The following is a 17,805-nucleotide window of genomic DNA, read 5'->3' as shown; positions in this document are numbered from 1 at the left end:
GCTTACATCCCCCGCGCATCAAAGTTAATTCGTGGGTCAATCACCTGATACAGCACATCACTCACCAAACGCAGTACCAGCCCAAGCAAGGTAAATAAAAACAGTGTTCCAAAAATCACAGGATAATCCCGCTGACTAATCGCCTCGAACCCCAACAAACCGATCCCATCGAGGTTAAAAATAATTTCAATAAAAAAGTTACCAACAAAAAACATGCCCACCAAGGCTTCAGGCAAACTCGCAATCACAATCAGCATGGCATTCCGAAAAATATGTCCATACAACACCCGATTTTCACTCAAACCTTTGGCTTGTGCCGCCAAGACATATTGCTTACCCATTTCTTCCATAAATGAGTACTTGGTGAGATAGGTCAGGCTAGCAAAACCGCCCAGCACCATCGTCAGTAGCGGCAGTGCCATATGCCAAAAATAATCCTGAATTTTCCCCATCAGGCTCAGCTGTGCAAAATTATCCGACACCAATCCCTGGAGCGGAAACCATTGCCAGTAACTGCCACCAGCAAAAAATACGATCAGTAAAATTGCAAAAACAAAGGTCGGCACGGCATAACCAACAGCCAGCAGTAATGATGTGGTTTTATCAAACAGCATGCCATGGCGTTTGGCTTTTTGAATCCCCAAGGGAATCGAAATCAGATAAATCAGCAAGGTGCTCCATAACCCCAGCGAAACAGTGACCGGCATGCGTTCCCATAACAACTGCGTGACAGGCTTGTCTTTAAAAAAACTGGTACCGAAGTCAAAGCGCAGATATCCCTTAAGCATTTTCAAAAAACGCACATACGCGGGTTGGTCAAAACCATATTGTGCCTTGATTTGCTCGACCATTTCAGGGCTTAAACCACGCGCCCCCTGATAGTGAGTATCGGCACTGGCAAGGGTTTCTGTACCAGCAACCGTTTTATTCACTCCCTGAAAACTTTCAGCTTGCTGAATTGCCTGCTCGACAGGGCCACCTGGTGCAATCTGGATCACTACAAAATTAATCAGCAAAATACACAACAGCGTAGGAATAATCAGCAATAGCCGTTTCAGAATATACGTGCCCATCCGATCTCCTTATTCTTAATGCTGACGTAGATAAGCCGTGACTTTTTGTGCCTGTTTGGCATCCGTCCACCAGTAATCGATTCCCGATGACAGTTTCGGTTTCACTGCGGGTTGACGATACATATTCCAGTAGGCATACCAGTTTTCACCTTTACCATACGTCAGAATCTGATAATAGCCTGCACGCAACAGCCGATCGAGTACATGCGTATACAACACCAGTTGCTGACGATTCGGGACTTGCACCAAATGTCGAATTGCAGCATCAATCGCAGGGTTTTTAATCCCTGAATAATTGTAATTGCCAATCTGGTCTGCTGCCGCGCTACCCCACATTTGAGACTGTTCATTACCAGGCGTCAGGCTTTGTGGAATTCCACCTGTAGTCAGGTCATAGTCATAACGGCGCATCCGTTCCAGATACTGTGGAACATCGACCTGACGTATGCTGACCGTAATGCCCAGTTTTTTCAGGTTACGCACAAATGGCATTAAGGTACGTTGTAAACCATCCTGATGAATCAAAAATTCCAGATGAATCGGTTGACCTTTCAAGTCGAGCAATTGCTGATTTTTAACCCGATAGCCTGCCTGAAGCAACATTTGCCGTGCGACCAGTAAATTATTACGGTTAAACCCACTGGCATCTGACACCGAATACTTCCAGTTAGCGAGAACACCTTGTCGCATAATCGGATCAAATTTTGGCAACCACGGCTTTAAAATTGCAAGCTCTGCAGCATTTGGCTTGCCTGTTGCTTCCAGTTCACTGTTGGCAAAGTAACTCTGTAAGCGTTGATATTGCCCGTAAAATAATGCTTTATTCTGCCATTCAAAATCATACGTATAAGTCAGCGCCTGCCGAAAGCGAATGTCATTGAATGGTGTACGACGAATGTTAAACATAAAACTTTGCGCGGTAATCGGGTTATGGTGCTGAAAACGATATTTCACTACCATACCCGACTGGAAGGCAGGAAAATTATATTGGGTGACCCATTTACGCGCCGTAAATTCTTCGTGCAAGGTATATTGCCCTGACTTAAATCCTTCAAAAGCAATATCCAGATTACGGTAGTAAATATATTTGAGCTGGTCAAAGTTATAGCGCCCACGATTTACAGGCAAATCTTTTGCCCAGTAATTGGGATTACGCTTATACGTAATGCTGCGCCCTGGGTCAATCTGCGCAATGCAATAAGGCCCCGAACCTAAAATCGGCAGCATCGTCACGCGGGTGAAATCCTTATGCTGCCAGTCTGCCTGTGAATAGATCGGTAAACTTGCCAATATCGAGGGCATTTCAGGATTATTCGGTGATTTAAAAGTGCATTTCACCTGATATCTGGACAACACTTCTGTTTTAGCCAAATCTGCCAGATACATTTGCAGCCCAGGATTAGACTTGTGTTGAAACGTATCAAAGCTGAACTTTACATCCTGTGCCGTGACAGGCTGACCATTGCTAAAGCGGGCTTTGGGATTCAGATGAAAAATTACAAAATGTGTTTTTTCAGGATCAAAGGTCACTTTTTCTGCCAGCAAGGGATACATCACCGCAGGTTCATCGAGTGAACTGGACATCAAGCTATCAAATAGATAATTGACGCCATCGGTTTCGGTACCTTTGCCATTCATGCTGTTCAGGTTATCGAACGTGCCATTACTGGGGCGAATCAAATAGCCCCCTTTGGGTGCATTTGGATTCGCATACGGCATACTGAATGCATTGTTATATAAAGGACGCGTATGAATCGCAATATAAGCGGTGGTCTGAACCTGAGCAGATACACTCTGACTCAGCAGCAGTGCACTTCCCCAATAAGCAAATTTCACGCAATTTCAACCTTGATGAATCTGCAGTAAAGTCACTGCATGTTATTGTTATAGCAAAAATCCCTCAACTGAGGGATTTTATATCGCTGACTTAAGAATTTGGCACTTTCAGCGTACTTCCTAGACGCAATTGAGCATTTGGTTCCAGATCATTCATTTGCGCCAGTTCTTTGACATCCATATTGTATTTATTGGCAATACGAATCAGTGAATCTCCTGACTTGACTTTATAAGTCATCGTTTGCTTTGGAATCAAAATTGTTTGTCCACGGCGTAAGCCCGCTTTGGCATTCATGTCATTAATATCTGCAAGCTCTTTCGCAGTTAATCCATAACGACTGGCAATCGCATTGAGGGATTCACCCGACTTCACTGCATAACTTTCTGTATTGGCAGTATTACTGGATTTTGCCTTGGCAGTCACGGTAGTCGACGACTTAACGCTGGCTTTTTTCACCGTCTCTCCAGTAAGCTGAAGCTGTTGCCCTGCCTGTACCTTACTTGTGCTCGACAAGTCATTTAACTCAGCCAAATAGCTGGTTTGCAAATGAAATTTCTTCGCGATACTGGCTAAAGTATCTCCTCTTTTCACTGTATAACTGTCTGGCAGGCTGACGTTATTATTCTCTGACTTCTTCGGCAATGCTTCAGTCAGTCTCAACTGTTGCCCTGCATGTACTTTACTAGACGTAGAAAGGTTATTGATCTGTGCCAAATAGCTCACTTGCAGATGATATAGTTTGGCAATACCTACCAATGATTCACCACGTTTAACCGTGTAAGTATCGGGTGTATCCGCGCTATCATTCTCAACGACTTTAGGCATCTCACCAATCAGTTTCAAACGCTGACCAGGATGAATATTTGGAGATTTACCCAAATGGTTGAACTCAACCAGCATCTCCTGAGCAATATCATATTTATCTGAAATTGAAGCAATGGATTCACCACGTTTCACAATATGATATTCAGGTGTTTTACTCGCTTGGCTCGATGTTCCTGTATTTGCCTTGAATGAACCTGCAGGGACTTTCAATGCTTGCCCCACAAAAATTGGAGCGCCTAGTTTAAGGTCGTTGAGTTTTGCCAGATCAGCCACTGACATATTCGCCTTAGTGGCAATAATTCCCAGTGACTCACCACTTTGAACCTTATACGTATCGGTTTTAATGGTTTTACTTGTACTAGTGTCTTGTGTCGCTACCTGCTCAGCATCATTATGATTGACTGTATGTAGCGGTACATTAATTTTTTGCCCGACCAACAAATTGCTACCAACGCTCAATCCAGGAGTTAGATCTGCTAACTCTTGTACAGATAAGGCATATCGGTCTGCAATGACTTTTAAGTATTCGCCATGCTTGACACTATAAACCTTGGTTTTAATTTTGGCAGTCTTGTTTTTATTGCGCGCTACAACCGTTGAAGAATCTGCTGATTTATCACTTGGCTGTTTCAGGATCAGCTTTTGCCCAACCATGACATTACTGGTCACGGACAAGTTATTCCATTCAGCCAAATCTTTCAGGCTCAGACCGAACTGCTCTGCAATTCCAGTCAAACTGTCATTTGGTTTTACCGTATAGCTATTTGGATGGGCTGTCTTGCCACTGTTTGTCGTACTTGGCTGTTGTGGTTTGGCATCATATAAATACAAAACTGTACCAACAAATAACGGTGCATTTGGATCAATCTGGTTCCATTTGGCAATATCACGCCAAGACACACCATTTTTCATGGCGATAATCGCTAAAGTGTCGCCAGCAACAACTCTATAATTACTTTTGTTACCTTTCGGCGCGACCACAACTACATCAGTATCGGTTTTTACAACATTCTTACCCTGATTACGTTTGGCTTCGTCTGAATCAGGAGAAACTGACTCTGCCAGTTCTTTCGGATAGGCAAAACTTTTACTGACTTCTTTACCCTGTTTTTCTGCGACAGACAAGCTGGTCTGAATTGCGGTTAACTTGATCTTGCCATCATACGGGTCAACAATTTCTGTACCTGCTGGCGCAATCGCTTTAATTTCATCGACCACCTGCTGTTTTTCAGTGGTTGAAGCTTGCGGTTGCAGCACTTTTGCGAGTGTTTGCGCTTTATCATCTTGCTGCTTAATTTCGGTCTGGATCTGTGTTTTTTCCTGATCCGAAATCGGCGGTTCAATTGAGATTGGATTTTTAACATTGCTTGCTGTCGTCACCGCAACAGGAATACGCGGCGCACTTGGAACGTCGGCATTATTTGCAAATGCAGCTAGAGCATCAGCATCTCGTGGCGTGGTGATTCGACTGGTTTTACTGGCTGTCGTCTGCGGAATACTGGTGACGTTTTTAACTGTTGCTGGAGTACGGTTTGTCACACTCACAGCAGCATTACTGCTCGGCTGGTTGGTTACCACAGCAGCTATATTGTTTGTTTTAATTTCAGGAGGTGCTGTATGCGTTGGTCTAAGCACCTGATCTGCTGGGCGCGTGACCGTGTTGTTACTTGCCCAAAACCCGCCTGAACTTGGTTTTAATGCCAACAGGCGTTTATCCACCACAGGGCTAATATCCGACGGGATCAAAATCCGTCCTGGGCTTACTGGGTCAACAGCATCTCCACGATAACCTGGGTTAAGTGCATACAATTCGGTACGGCTTAAACCCACTGTTGCAGCAACATCATTTAATGACACGCCAGGAGTAACTTTGACTTCACGAAAGTGCGGACGGTTCGCAATAGGTGGTAAAGTTACCCCATATTCTCTTGGGTTTTTTACAATCTGAGCAACTGCCAGAAACCGTGGCACATAGTTCATGGTTTCCTGTGGCAATTTCAACGACCAGTAATCCGTTGGCAAACCGAGTGCCTGATTACGGTTAATCGCTTGCTGAATTCGTCCAGGGCCTGCGTTATAGGCTGCCAAAGCCAGTTCCCAAGAACCAAACTGGTTATATAAACTGCCTAAAAACTCATAAGCTGCACGGGTCGACTCAACTACATCGCGACGAGCATCATACGTTCCGCCTTGCTGTAAACCATAAATACGCCCAGTACTTGGAATAAACTGCCATAAACCTGCTGCCGATGCAGAACTGGTTGCAGCAGGGTCATAAGAACTTTCAATCACAGGTAATAATGCCAGCTCAGTCGGCATACCACGGCGCTCGGCTTCTTTGACAGTATGATATAAGTAACGGCTGGCACGCGCACTCATCCGATCCAAATATGGCTGGCGCGATACAAACCAGTTACGCTGTGCTTCAATACGCGGATCCCAATGGGTTTCATCCATTTTGAAACCAACCGTCATTCGCTTCCAGACATCGCCATGTTTTAAAATTTGTAAGCGATCACCTTCTACAGCACTCATATCGGTTGCGGACAATAAGTCCTCTAATGAATCAAGTGAATCTGAATCTAGATAATCAGCACCGACTTGTTTGGATTTGCTTGGTTGCTTTGTCGTTGTTGTAGAGCTACAGCCTGTGCTTAAAACAATAGCGGCGACAGTTGAGCTTAAAAAAGAAATTTTAAAAAATTGCGGTGCAGAAAGTTGCCACAATGTTGTGGTAGTTTTAAACATAAATGATTCCAAACAAAATCGTGAGACTTGCAATATTCACATAGCCATTGTATTTAAGCATGTCGATCGCACAAGGCCTATGCTACGCAGATATTCATATAAATGTTACAAGAAATTAAAAAATGTTCAGCAGTTACTGAATCCCGCTATTTTGCGCGTTAGAATAATGCAGTTTTGTAATTTATTGAGTTTGGGTTTTGTATCATGTCACAGACAATCACGCTTTACGTAGACGGCGCTTGCCGTGGCAATCCCGGTTTAGGTGGTTGGGGCGCATATATTTTAATTGATGACATACAACATGAGCTTTGTGGGGGCGAAGCCGAAACAACCAATAATCGCATGGAGCTCACTGCTGCCATTGAAGGCATTAAATTTTGCGCAGCAGATGCCAAACTGATTATTTGGACAGATTCAAAATATGTCAAACAAGGCATTACCGAATGGATTCATGGATGGAAAAAGAAAAACTGGAAAGATGTTAAAAACCCAGACTTATGGCAACAGCTCGATGCAGTTTGTCAGGGGCGTGACATTGAATGGAACTGGATTAAAGGGCACGCAGGGCACGCAGGTAATGAAAAAGCCGATCAGCTTGCCAACCTCGGTGCTGACCAGACCCTAGCCCTACTCAAACAACCCGCTCAAGATAAAAAAAAGTCTGAAACTGATTGGCTGCTTAGCGACCCCTTTGGCTTAGACTTTATTGAGGATGAACTGGCTGAAGAAGATGAAATACTTTCTGAACAGTTGCAAGCTAGCTCCGTAGAATTACAAATCGATACAGCAGATACAGCAGATACAGCAGATACAGCAAAAGATACCAACCTGCATCCACATATTCATATCACCACGGCAACACTCGAACAGCACGGGCCACGCCAGCTAATTCTCGATACCGAAACGACTGGTTTTTACTATCAGGATGGTGACCGGATTATTGAAGTGGGTGCGATTGAAATGATCAACCGCAAACTCACTGGCAGCTCGATTCACATTTATATCAACCCTGAAAAACCTGTAGGTGACTCAGTACAAGTCCACGGGATTACCGATGAGTTTTTGGTTGATAAGCCCAAATATGCCGAAATTGCCCATACTCTATTTGAATATCTTCAGGGGGCTGAAATTATTGCCCACAATGCCAACTTCGATATGAACTTTCTTAACATGGAGTTTCAACGTGTCGGGTTGCCCGCATTATCTGAAGTATGTGGGGTGGTCGATACCCTTGCTTTAGCCAAAAGCAAACATCCTGGACAGAAAAACTCTCTCGACGCGCTGGTCAGACGTTATGAAATTCCAGCACGCGACCGTACCTTCCACGGCGCGTTACTCGATGCAGAAATTCTGTCTGACGTTTACCTTGCAATGACGGGTGGACAGGTGTCTTTTGATATGGATGCCCTATCACATAGTGACCAACAAACAGATACCTCTATTCGCCGAGTACAACTTAATGTTACCCTGCCTGTGATTTCACCTTCCGAGGAAGAAAATCAGGCTCATGAAAACTGGGTTCAGCAATATCAGGAGAAACATGGGGAACCTTGCTTATTTGCGAAATAAAATACAGTTTTCATGAAGGTAAGCTCTTTCACCGCCACTGTTTTCAGTTATATTATTGTAAATAGCATCAGTGGCTTAACTCTCACTGCGACAAGACACAGCATAATTAAAGGACAGGTGCAGATTTATGTCTTACCAAACCTCAATTCATTTTGATCCAACTGCGTTATTAATTATAAAAAATGAGGTCGACAATTCAATTAAACTGGTTGAGTCTGCGGTCGCAACATTAGTTGAAGAGCAGCAACTTCCTTTTGGGATTGATGATGCACTTCTTCAACTTGAGCAATGTTCTCAAATCTTATTGTTAATTGACCTTCCCGACATTGCCAAAATTGCTCAATATAGCGCTGAGCTTATGCGCAAGATCATGAGGAACCCACAGCAAATTATAACTAGCGATATTCAGCATTTAAGTGAAGGGGTCACCACTTTAAAATGCTATATCGAATTTAGTTGTGTCAAACAGCTCACCATTCCGCAGTTTTTATTGCAAAGCCTTAACCAGCTTGAACTTTCACTGAACAAACCACTCACTCGTGAAGGTTATCAGATTGAACAGCAACTTGGTGGTGTGGCTCCTGAGCTTGATCTTCCAGTGCAAGCTGCTCTTGAAAAAAGCGAACATATTCACCGCTTATACAAAAACTGCTTGTTAAAGTTGCTCACTAGAAAAACGCAAAAGTTAGATTTTGAAGGCTTTAAACTGGTCGGCCAGTATATTTCGGGGATTGCTCAGCAAACTCAAAGTGAACAGTACTGGAATTTAGTGCGGATTGTACTGGCTCATTTGAATGATACGCTTTTGACCGAACCGCGTTTACGCATCCTGATCAACCTTGAAACTCAAATTGCCCAATTTTTAAAGCAACCACTCGGTTTTAGCGCTTCTGTTGAAGATGTATCAGATATTCTGACTTTGTGTATTACTCAAGACAACCAGCACTCGGACTATTTACGTCAACAGCTCAAGATCAGCGATAAAATCTTGTCTGATTCCGAGCTGTATTTGTACAGAAAACAGTTATTTGGTCCAGATCAGCAAACCATACGAACTGTATGTAACCTGCTCAACGATGAAATTACGGTTTTACATAAAGATATCGAGTTTAATTACACGAATTTTAATGACGAACGTACATCAGAAATCAAGCAGCAACTGCAAAACATATGCCGCACATTAAGTGTTTTAAACCTGTCTAACACCAGCCAGCAGCTTGCCGAATCGCTGAAGCAATTACATTCTGCACAAGATTTTCAAAATGAGCAGTTTACTCAAACACTCATGAATAACTTACTGACTGCACTGAATGACTTAGGTTTACTGCTTCGTCAGTACCGTTCAAATTTACTGCAATATCCAGTCAATAATCCGAATATCGCACTTGATCGTTTAGAGAATGCCTACAAAACGCTCGTGCATGAACTGAAAGCTCTGGTTGATCTATCTAGCCAAAGCATCATAAGTTATGCACAGTCATATGACAGCATCTTAATTGAAAATCTTGGCAGCCATTTTAAAGAAATTGCAGGTGCTGTGTTGTTCTTGTTGCACTATGAGAACTTATATTATGCATTCTTAAATTGCGCTGAGTTCATTGAAAAGCAAGTTGCCGCAGAAAAAGCGCTCGAACCAGAACAAATCAGACGTATATTGGATGTTTGTGCAAGTGCTGATATGTTGCTTGAAATGCTTCATCATCATCATCCAATCATGTACCGTATGTTTGATGTCGCATTTAACAGTAGCCAACAATTAAAAAGTGTAGCATAAATGTCTGAATTATCAATTGCTTATATTTTTCAAAATCAACAGTTGTTAGTCGACCAAAATCTACAACTTCCAAAAGTTGAGAAATTGGCAAGTGATTTACTTTTTAACTCGGGAGATCAAGTGATTGCCCGAGACTTAAAAGAAGATGAAGTCATCCCTGAAGGCTTTCAGCTTGTTCCGATTCGTCAGTTGATTACCCAATGGTCAATACAAGAATTCGAACAGGCTAGCCGCGCTTTACAACTTCTCGAGTGGCGCAGAAACCACCGTTTCTGTAGCCACTGTGGGCAAAAAACTGATGCTCATGCGACCGAATACTGCATGGTATGCCCAGACTGTGGCTATCATCAGTATCCACGTATCCAGCCTTGTGTCATTACCATTATTACTAAAGGTCGTGACCAACTTTTACTGGCCAAGTCAGTTCGCCAAAAAACCATGTATGGCTTAATTGCAGGCTTTGTGGAAGTAGGTGAAACACTTGAACAGGCTGTTGCCCGTGAGACGCTCGAAGAAGTCGGCGTTAAAGTCAAAAATGTACGTTACTTGTCGAGCCAGCCTTGGCCATTTCCAAGTAACCTGATGCTGGCGTTTCATGCTGAATACGAAAGTGGTGATATCCAGTTACAGGAAGAGGAAATTCAGGATGCTCAATTTTTCCATTTTGAGCAACTTCCTGAAATTCCACATGAAGGTAGTATTGCTTATCGCATGATTATGCATATTACCCAAGGACAAACGCTTTAGTCTGAATGTGGTGGAAAAATCTGGTTGAGCTGCTCCAAGATTACCTGTTTGGTTTTAAAGTAGCGGCTAAACCAGCTCGACACCGTTGCAATAATACTAATATGCCCTGTTCGTGGAATCGTGAAGATTTCACTATGATTACCCACCTCAGTTAAACGGCGATGCATGTCAAAAGTGTTGTAATCACCGACTAGGTTATCTGCTGCGGCAAGCAGCAAAATATGCCGAACCTGATTGGATTCTACAAAATAATACGGCATGACTTCTTGATAAGGCACATGAATATCAAATGCAGGCTCTGCATACTGATCGCCTTTGTAATCAAAATGATAAGGACCTGCCACGCCTACAACAGCCTTAATCCCTTCTCGACAAGCTAGATCATAACTTTGTGGGTGATACAGTGCAGACATCACGTTAAAACTGCCTGCTGAATGCCCCATCAATACCAGATTTTCAGTTGAGATCTGAAACTGGGCCTGTTGTTGATGTAGATAATTGAGTGCCAAAACTAAATCATCAATATAGCTCGGGAAAATATGCTGTGGCGCAAGATGATAATTGATGATCGCAACATCAAAGCCTTCCCGAGTAAAACTTTCAGCCAAAAACACATAATCGGCTTTATTGCCATGTGCCCAAGAACCGCCATGCACAAAAACCAACAGTGGTCGACTTAAGCGTGGTTGTCGGGCACGATACAGATCTAGGCGCTGCCGTGCCTTTAAGCCATACGCCAAGTTGTGTTGTAACTCAAAACTGCGGCGTGATGTACAGCGATTCAAGGTTTGACTTGCCAAATCATAGAAACGAAAATCAGCCAGCTTTTGTTTAGTCTGGCTGATGGTACGCAATAGGCTGTGACGCGTTCGGGATAAAATCAACATAACTCAGATTTATTGGTCATTATAAGGCGTTGCTGTCGCTGTTGTCGGGGACATGTTATTGGAGTCAACTGCAACAGGAGTTTGCACACTTGGTTGAACATTCGATGGGTCAATATTATCAATCAAGGTTACAATTTTGGTCACATCCCCGACTTGGGATAATACACTGTTTAAGTCGGCAATTTCACCATTATTCAAACGCCCCATCACATATAGCACGCCATTTTCTGTATGCACCAAGACTTTACTGTCTGACACTACAGGAGCTTTTGCAATCAATGCACGTGCGTTTGCTGTTACCGTAGCATCTTGCAAAATCGTTGAATAACTAATCTGGTTACCCACCGTAATATAATTATGTACCGATTTCACATCACTCATAGCTTTGACATTGTCTTCAGCCAATTGTCTCAAATGCTCGTCGGGAACTTGCCCTGTCAGCAAGACGCTGCTATGAAAACTTTTGATATTCACGCGTGACTGCTTAAAACGTGCATCTATTTTATATAAATTAATCAATGCAGTACGTTCAATTGATTTATCAATCACAATTTGCCCGAGCGAACGTGAACCACTTTGTGTCCCCACTGGGATCGTTCCCGTTCCACCTGCAACAAAACTTGCACAACCCGATAAACTTGCGGCACATAATAATGCCAATACAATACGCTTAGACACTCAGAAAAACTCCTTCGTCACGATTTTCTTCTATCTTTCAATAATCTGCTTCGCAATCTCGATACAGCTTAAAGAACTCTCAATCCAAAGTAAATGCAGCTTCAATCCAGTCCAAATCATAAGTGAGCTGAGAAAAGTCTTGCTGTAGCATTTTTGCAATTTGTTGCTGCACTTGAATACAAATCACATCAAAACGGCAGGCGAAATTTTGATATGCGGGATGTTGCAGCAAAAAAATTTCAGCTGTCCGAATAACCTTTCGTTGTTTATTGAAAGAAATACTTTCACTCGCCTTACCAAAAGTTGTAGAAGCACGTGCTTTGACCTCTACAAAAATCAACTGCTCGGCATTCACCATGATCAAATCAATTTCACCATAACGGCAACAGTAACATTGTGCCAGTAAAGTAAAGCCTTGTTGTTGCAGATAATGCTGTGCCAACTGTTCTGCCCAAATTCCAAAAGCATTACTATTTTTCATATCAAATGATGGACTCTAATTATACGAATGGCTCAGATACACTGAAAAATCAGGTAAACTACGCTTTTTAGTTATTGTGTCGGAGAATATATGAGTGCTCAGTTATTTGTTGTTGCAACCCCCATTGGGCACTTAGATGACATGACCTTTCGTGCCATTGAGGTTCTGAAATCTGTAAGCCTCATTGCAGCCGAAGACACCCGCCAATCTGCACAGTTGCTCAAACACTTTAATATTGAAACACCACTCACTGCCTGCCACGATCATAACGAAGCCAATAGAATTCATCAACTGATTGAAAAATTAAAAAATGGTGAAAACCTTGCTTTAATTAGTGATGCAGGCACACCACTCATTAGCGACCCAGGTTTTAAATTGGTACGTGCTGCGCAAGAACACGGCATTCGCGTGACTCCTGTTCCTGGCGCATGTGCGGCGATTGCGGCACTGAGTGCAGTAGGTTTACCAAGTGACCGCTTTAGCTTTGAAGGCTTTCTCCCTTCCAAGTCGTCACAACGTCTCAGCCAACTGGAAAAACTCAAAGATGAAACTCAAACCCTGATTTTCTATGAAGCGCCACATCGTATTTTAGAGTGTGTCAAAGACATGCAAGCGGTATTTGGTGCAGATCGTGCAGTAGGTTTTGCCCGAGAAATTACTAAAACTTTTGAAACCATTAAGAAAATGACACTGAGCGAATTGGTTAAATTTATTGAACAAGACCATAATCAGCAAAAAGGTGAAATTGTACTGGTTGTTGGTGGCGCAACCACTGAGAAAGACCTCAGCCAAGCCAAACTCGACGAATGGTTACAACGCTTGTTGCAAGACGTTTCTGTTAAAGCCGCAGCACAAATTGTTGCTGATCTTACTGGCATAAAGAAAAAAATTGCTTATCAGCGTGCATTAGAACTGACTCAATCTCAAGATTAAGCATCTTACGAGCATTCACTCATGAAAACTAAAACAAGTGAATGCTCATCCAGATTAATAACACCAAAACCAGCATATGCAAGATTTGTACTGGCGCAAAAGCCAGCATATATTTCAAGCCGCCAGATAATCCTGCATTGATGCTTTTGGCAAGGGCATGCATCAACAAACCTGCCATCAATGCAAATAATAAAACGCCACCTTGTGCTGAATCTGGTGCACCCTGCAACACTAGCGCAGCAATTGCAGCATGAATTTCAAAAAATGAGGCCAAGACTGTCCCAGCGATAAGTCCTGCATGTCCTAATAACAAACCCAACCCATAGACTGCCACCTGAATGAGCGTCAGTACCACTGCAATAAAGCAGGCTTGCTTGAGGCTAAACATCCGTGAATTGACAGGGTTCTCGTCAACATCATGTTGTTGACTTTGCCCTCCCCATCGCAGCAACCAAAGTGCTGCTAAAACTAAAATTGCCCCTGCAATCAAGCACGGTAACAAAATCAGCTTGAACCAGACCCAGCTACTGCTTGCCACAATCAGTAAAAGTTCAATCAGTGTGGATACACACGAAACCAACGCCGCAGCGGCATGATGAACAGGATTCGCCTGCCCTGCACGCACCTGAACACCCAGACTGGCAATCGTTGCAGTACTCGATACAAATCCCGATGCCAAGGCAGATAAAAGCAGGGCCTGCTTATTGGAAAATAATCGCTGTGCCAAATGCGCTAAAGCCTGCACTGCCAAAATTAAAACCAAGAGCTTCACAATTAAATAAGGGTTGAGTACAGGCCCCCATAAAGGCTGATTCGGCATAAGCGGCAAAGCGATCAGTGCCAAAGCCAAAAGTAATAAGCCATCACGGAGTTCTGTTTCAGTAATCCATTGACTGGCAATACCATGCAAATCCTGTTTTGCCCATAAAATAATGGTGACTGTCACTGACACACTGGCAGCAATCGCAATATTCCACCAGCAAAGCGCCCCAATAAAATAACTCATGCAAAATGCTAGTTCAGTGGTCACACCATGATCTTCTTTTTGTACCCACACCGTATACAATGCCAGACTGCCCACCAGTACTGCACCAATTGCACCGATTTCGATACCAAATGCAAAGCACAATACACCCAGCAATGCACTCAGGCAAAAAGAGCGTAAGCCAGCGAATTCTTGTTTTTGTTCTTGGAATTGATGTCGTTCACGCTCCAAACCGATCAGCAAACCACAGCCCAACGCAGCAGCCAGTACAGCAATCAGATCTTTGAATTCAACAGTTTCATATAATGTATGCAAAGGCAAATTCATGGCGTGTCCAAGTTATTTTTATAATGTCACATCCATTATGAAGTATTCTGACAAAAGTTGGGTAATAAAAAAGCACTAGATACGCTAGTGCTTTTTTATTTTTAGTCGTGTGTACCATCATCTGGTGGAACTTCAGTGATTCGCCCACCACGCGCTAGAAATGCAGCAACTTCATCTTCCAAAGCTTGACGCTGTTTTAGTTTGGCCGTAACCGTCAGACTTTCTGCTTCTGCGAGATCTATATCACTGACATTATCTTCAGCAGCACTCGCACCTTTTTCAGCAGCTTTTGCTTCATCATCATCGACAACTGCATCATCTGCATCGTCGTAATTATTCATTTCATCCGTCATGAGTAACTCCCCAAATTATGCATTGTGTGAACTGTTTTCAGCATTCAACGATTAGGGAGAAATGTATCAATCTATTCCTCAATCGCAAAGAGGGTAAATTAAAAAATTCTCAGTTTTTTAGACAAAAAACCACCGAGTAGTCACACAACTGCATAACGGGTTGATTTTAACGTGCTCACACCACTGGCCTGCTGCATAAATAAATCTTTGGCAAATGGATAGTTTTGTACTTGTTTCAGACCTAAACTTCTCGCCCAAATCAATAAACTCAACTCAGAACTTTCCAACCAGCCGATTGCTGACATGCTGTGCATCATGGCTTCATTTTGTCCTTTGCGCAAATGTGCATAGCGGCGCAAGGTTTGCTCATGTGCCCAAACTCCACGTGACAGATCATGCAACAGCACATCACACAGTACCGCCGCATCCAGACAGCCGATATTCACACCTTGCCCAGCCAATGGATGAATCACATGTGCTGCATCGCCCACCAGTGCCAGACCTGCCTTCACATAATGTTCAGCTGAACGGGCTTTCAAGGGAAAATGTGCTCGAGCCGTCACATCCACGACCTCACCCAGCATGTGCAAACTTGCCTGATTCAGCAGTTGCATAAATGCAGCATCATCGAGTTTGGCATATTCTTCTGCATAGTCGTCAGGCAATGTCCAGACAATGGATTGCCAGTAACCCTGCTCTTCAGGCTTCAAACTGCACATCGGCAAATAAGCCAAAGGGCCTGTCGGCAAGAAAATCTGACGCGCAACATAATCATGTGGCTGCGTGGTTTTAATGGCACAGCTAATCGCAGCCTGATGGTAATCTAAAATATCCAGCCCGATCATGGCTTGGTCACGGACAAATGAGTTTGCACCATCTGCACCGATCACCAGTTTGGCTTGTAGTGTAGTGCCATCTTGCAGGGTAATCTGCCAGCCTTGCGATAACTGTTCCAGTCTTGCCACTTTAACCTGTGTACGATAATCCTGAATCGCCTGCTGCATTTTTTGCTGAATCGCCAGATTCAGTACACTCGGCTCGACCATTGAACCAAGCCATTGCTCTGCAATTGGAAAACTTGAACTGCTTTGCCCAAAAGTAATTTCGCCATAGCCATTTTGATTCCAGACCTGCATGCCCGTATAAGGCATATGCCGTGCCAGTAACTCCCATACACCAACATGCTCAAGCAAATGCATGGTGGCATGGCTCAGTGCCAACACTCGCGGATTAGGCTCAGCCAGCACTTTTTCTGCATTCAGAATTGGGGCTGCATCCAGTACGGTTGCCTGTACCCCACCTTGTGCCAGTAGCAATGCTGTTAATCCACCGACCAACCCACCACCAATAATCACCACATCATGCTGGCTCATGCTTTTAACCCCATCGCATAACTTGCAACCAAAGGTTTCACACCAGGAATCACATCAAAGGCAATCAGCCCTGCATTACGCAATACTTTAAGTACAGGGTTATTATTGCTAAAACCACGTACTACGCTGTCACAAAATTTGATGACCCGTTGCTGATCCTTTAAACGTGATTGCTCATAAGCCTTGAGCATACTCGCATCACCAATATCATCGGATACTGCCAATTGATGGCGAATAAAACGGAGTAATACATCGGCATCACGCAGACACAGGTTAAAACCTTGCCCTGCTACAGGATGCAACGTATGTGCAGCATTGCCCATAATGACCACACGTCCAACAGCTTGCTGATGTGCTAACACTTGCGACAACGGATAACAAAAACGTTTGCCTGTTCTTTCAAAACGTCCCGCACGATCACCATATGTTTGCTGCAAAGCATCCAGAAAATGTTGATCATTTTCCTCACCAAGCCATTCGTGTTCTGTGCCTTTTTTCACAGGCCAGACTACAGAACGGCGATATTCGCCTGGTAAGGGTAACAATGCTAAAGGGCCTAAAGGGCTAAAACGCTCAAATCCAACATGCTGATGCGGTTTTGAAGTCTGTACAGTCGTGACAATCGCAACCTGATCATAATCATGTTCATCGACACCCACTCCAAGCGCCTGACGACACAAAGAATCTCGACCATCCGCAGCGATGAGCAGTTTAGTGGTAAATTCTAGTTGCTCAGTACCACGCTGTGCCTGAATAGTCACTTGCTCTGCATCTTGAGTTAATGCCGTTACTTGCACCCCATCAATCAGTTCAATCAATGGTTGTTGGCGAACTTGTGTCAATAGCACTCGCCCAAGCCATGCATTTTCAATGACCTGCCCGAAGCTTTCGACGTTTTCCTGTTCAGCCACCAAACGTGCCTTACCAAAACTGCCTTGCTCGGTAATATGCACCTGCAAAATCGGCGTGGCATGTTGTTGCAGAGCCTCCCACAAACCCAACTGCTGATAAATCTGTACGCTACGACGTGACAAGGCACTATTTCGCGCATCAAAACTGGAATGATATGGAAGATCTTGTCCTTCAATAAACTGAGGATATTGAATCGCTTCGAGCAGTTTGACTGCAATATTGGTTTTTGCCAACATCAATGCCAGACTCAAACCCACCATTCCACCACCAACAATAATGACTTGTTGTTGCATTTTTGAGTTC

At 43.5% G+C, this 17,805-nt stretch carries 14 protein-coding genes; 4 read left to right on the top strand and 10 right to left on the bottom strand.

Going from position 1 to position 17,805, the window contains the following annotated elements; all coding sequences use genetic code 11:
* Positions 1-2: 2 nt before the first annotated feature.
* The 3 genes from P255_RS03480 to P255_RS03470 all read right to left on the bottom strand — a co-directional run bounded on the left by P255_RS03480 (position 3) and on the right by P255_RS03470 (position 6,483).
* On the bottom strand, positions 3-1,073 hold the full coding sequence (locus P255_RS03480) for a microcin C ABC transporter permease YejB (protein ID WP_004753462.1): 1,071 nt from the start codon (positions 1,071-1,073) through the stop codon (positions 3-5).
* A 15-nt stretch (positions 1,074-1,088) separates the two neighbouring features.
* Positions 1,089-2,909 carry an extracellular solute-binding protein gene (locus tag P255_RS03475; protein WP_004903631.1) on the bottom strand — a complete coding sequence of 607 codons (1,821 nt, stop codon included), beginning with the start codon at positions 2,907-2,909 and terminating at the stop codon, positions 1,089-1,091.
* Positions 2,910-3,000: 91 nt separating this feature from the next.
* Positions 3,001-6,483: a lytic transglycosylase gene (locus P255_RS03470; RefSeq protein ID WP_004903630.1), complete on the bottom strand. Its 3,483-nt coding sequence runs from the start codon at positions 6,481-6,483 to the stop codon at positions 3,001-3,003.
* 204 nt (positions 6,484-6,687) lie between these two features.
* Between P255_RS03470 and dnaQ the strand changes: the two genes are divergently transcribed.
* The 3 genes from dnaQ (at position 6,688) to nudC (ending at position 10,573) form a co-directional block, all read left to right on the top strand.
* Positions 6,688-8,052: a DNA polymerase III subunit epsilon gene (gene dnaQ / locus P255_RS03465; RefSeq protein WP_004903628.1), complete on the top strand. Its 1,365-nt coding sequence runs from the start codon at positions 6,688-6,690 to the stop codon at positions 8,050-8,052.
* A gap of 127 nt (positions 8,053-8,179) precedes the next feature.
* Positions 8,180-9,826 (top strand): hypothetical protein, encoded by a 1,647-nt coding sequence (locus P255_RS03460; protein WP_004903625.1) that lies wholly within the window; start codon positions 8,180-8,182, stop codon positions 9,824-9,826.
* On the top strand, positions 9,827-10,573 hold the full coding sequence (gene nudC, locus P255_RS03455; protein ID WP_004903623.1) for an NAD(+) diphosphatase: 747 nt from the start codon (positions 9,827-9,829) through the stop codon (positions 10,571-10,573).
* On the opposite strand, the gene P255_RS03450 is transcribed toward nudC, so the two are convergent.
* The 3 genes from P255_RS03450 to P255_RS03440 all read right to left on the bottom strand — a co-directional run bounded on the left by P255_RS03450 (position 10,570) and on the right by P255_RS03440 (position 12,619).
* Positions 10,570-11,460 carry an alpha/beta hydrolase gene (locus tag P255_RS03450; protein ID WP_004903621.1) on the bottom strand — a complete coding sequence of 297 codons (891 nt, stop codon included), beginning with the start codon at positions 11,458-11,460 and terminating at the stop codon, positions 10,570-10,572. The genes nudC and P255_RS03450 overlap by 4 nt on opposite strands.
* 9 nt (positions 11,461-11,469) lie before the next feature.
* Positions 11,470-12,138 carry a BON domain-containing protein gene (locus P255_RS03445; RefSeq protein WP_004903620.1) on the bottom strand — a complete coding sequence of 223 codons (669 nt, stop codon included), beginning with the start codon at positions 12,136-12,138 and terminating at the stop codon, positions 11,470-11,472.
* A 79-nt stretch (positions 12,139-12,217) separates the two neighbouring features.
* Positions 12,218-12,619, bottom strand: a complete 402-nt coding sequence (locus tag P255_RS03440) for a YraN family protein (protein WP_004903618.1) — start codon at positions 12,617-12,619, stop codon at positions 12,218-12,220.
* Positions 12,620-12,709: 90 nt separating this feature from the next.
* Here P255_RS03440 and rsmI point away from each other — a divergent pair, with 90 nt between their 5' ends.
* Positions 12,710-13,552: a 16S rRNA (cytidine(1402)-2'-O)-methyltransferase gene (rsmI, locus tag P255_RS03435; RefSeq protein ID WP_004903617.1), complete on the top strand. Its 843-nt coding sequence runs from the start codon at positions 12,710-12,712 to the stop codon at positions 13,550-13,552.
* A 28-nt stretch (positions 13,553-13,580) separates the two neighbouring features.
* Here the strand turns inward: rsmI and P255_RS03430 are convergent, their stop codons facing one another.
* The 4 genes from P255_RS03430 to ubiH form a co-directional block, all read right to left on the bottom strand.
* Positions 13,581-14,864 (bottom strand): MgtC/SapB family protein, encoded by a 1,284-nt coding sequence (locus tag P255_RS03430; protein WP_004903614.1) that lies wholly within the window; start codon positions 14,862-14,864, stop codon positions 13,581-13,583.
* 101 nt (positions 14,865-14,965) lie between these two features.
* The gene (locus tag P255_RS03425) at positions 14,966-15,217 is read right to left on the bottom strand and encodes a hypothetical protein (RefSeq protein WP_004903612.1); all 252 of its coding nucleotides are present in this window, start codon (positions 15,215-15,217) and stop codon (positions 14,966-14,968) included.
* A 140-nt stretch (positions 15,218-15,357) separates the two neighbouring features.
* Positions 15,358-16,590, bottom strand: a complete 1,233-nt coding sequence (locus P255_RS03420) for an FAD-dependent monooxygenase (protein WP_004903611.1) — start codon at positions 16,588-16,590, stop codon at positions 15,358-15,360.
* A complete protein-coding gene (gene ubiH / locus P255_RS03415; protein WP_004903609.1) occupies positions 16,587-17,795 on the bottom strand; it encodes a 2-octaprenyl-6-methoxyphenyl hydroxylase in 1,209 nt (402 codons plus the stop codon). Before ubiH ends, P255_RS03420 begins: the two co-directional genes overlap by 4 nt.
* Positions 17,796-17,805: the final 10 nt, after the last annotated feature.

This window comes from Acinetobacter brisouii CIP 110357 (assembly GCF_000488275.1).
GTDB classification, from domain to species: Bacteria; Pseudomonadota; Gammaproteobacteria; order Pseudomonadales; family Moraxellaceae; genus Acinetobacter; species Acinetobacter brisouii.
Note: the sequence above shows the minus strand (reverse complement) of the source record. Positions and strands in the feature narration are given on the sequence as shown.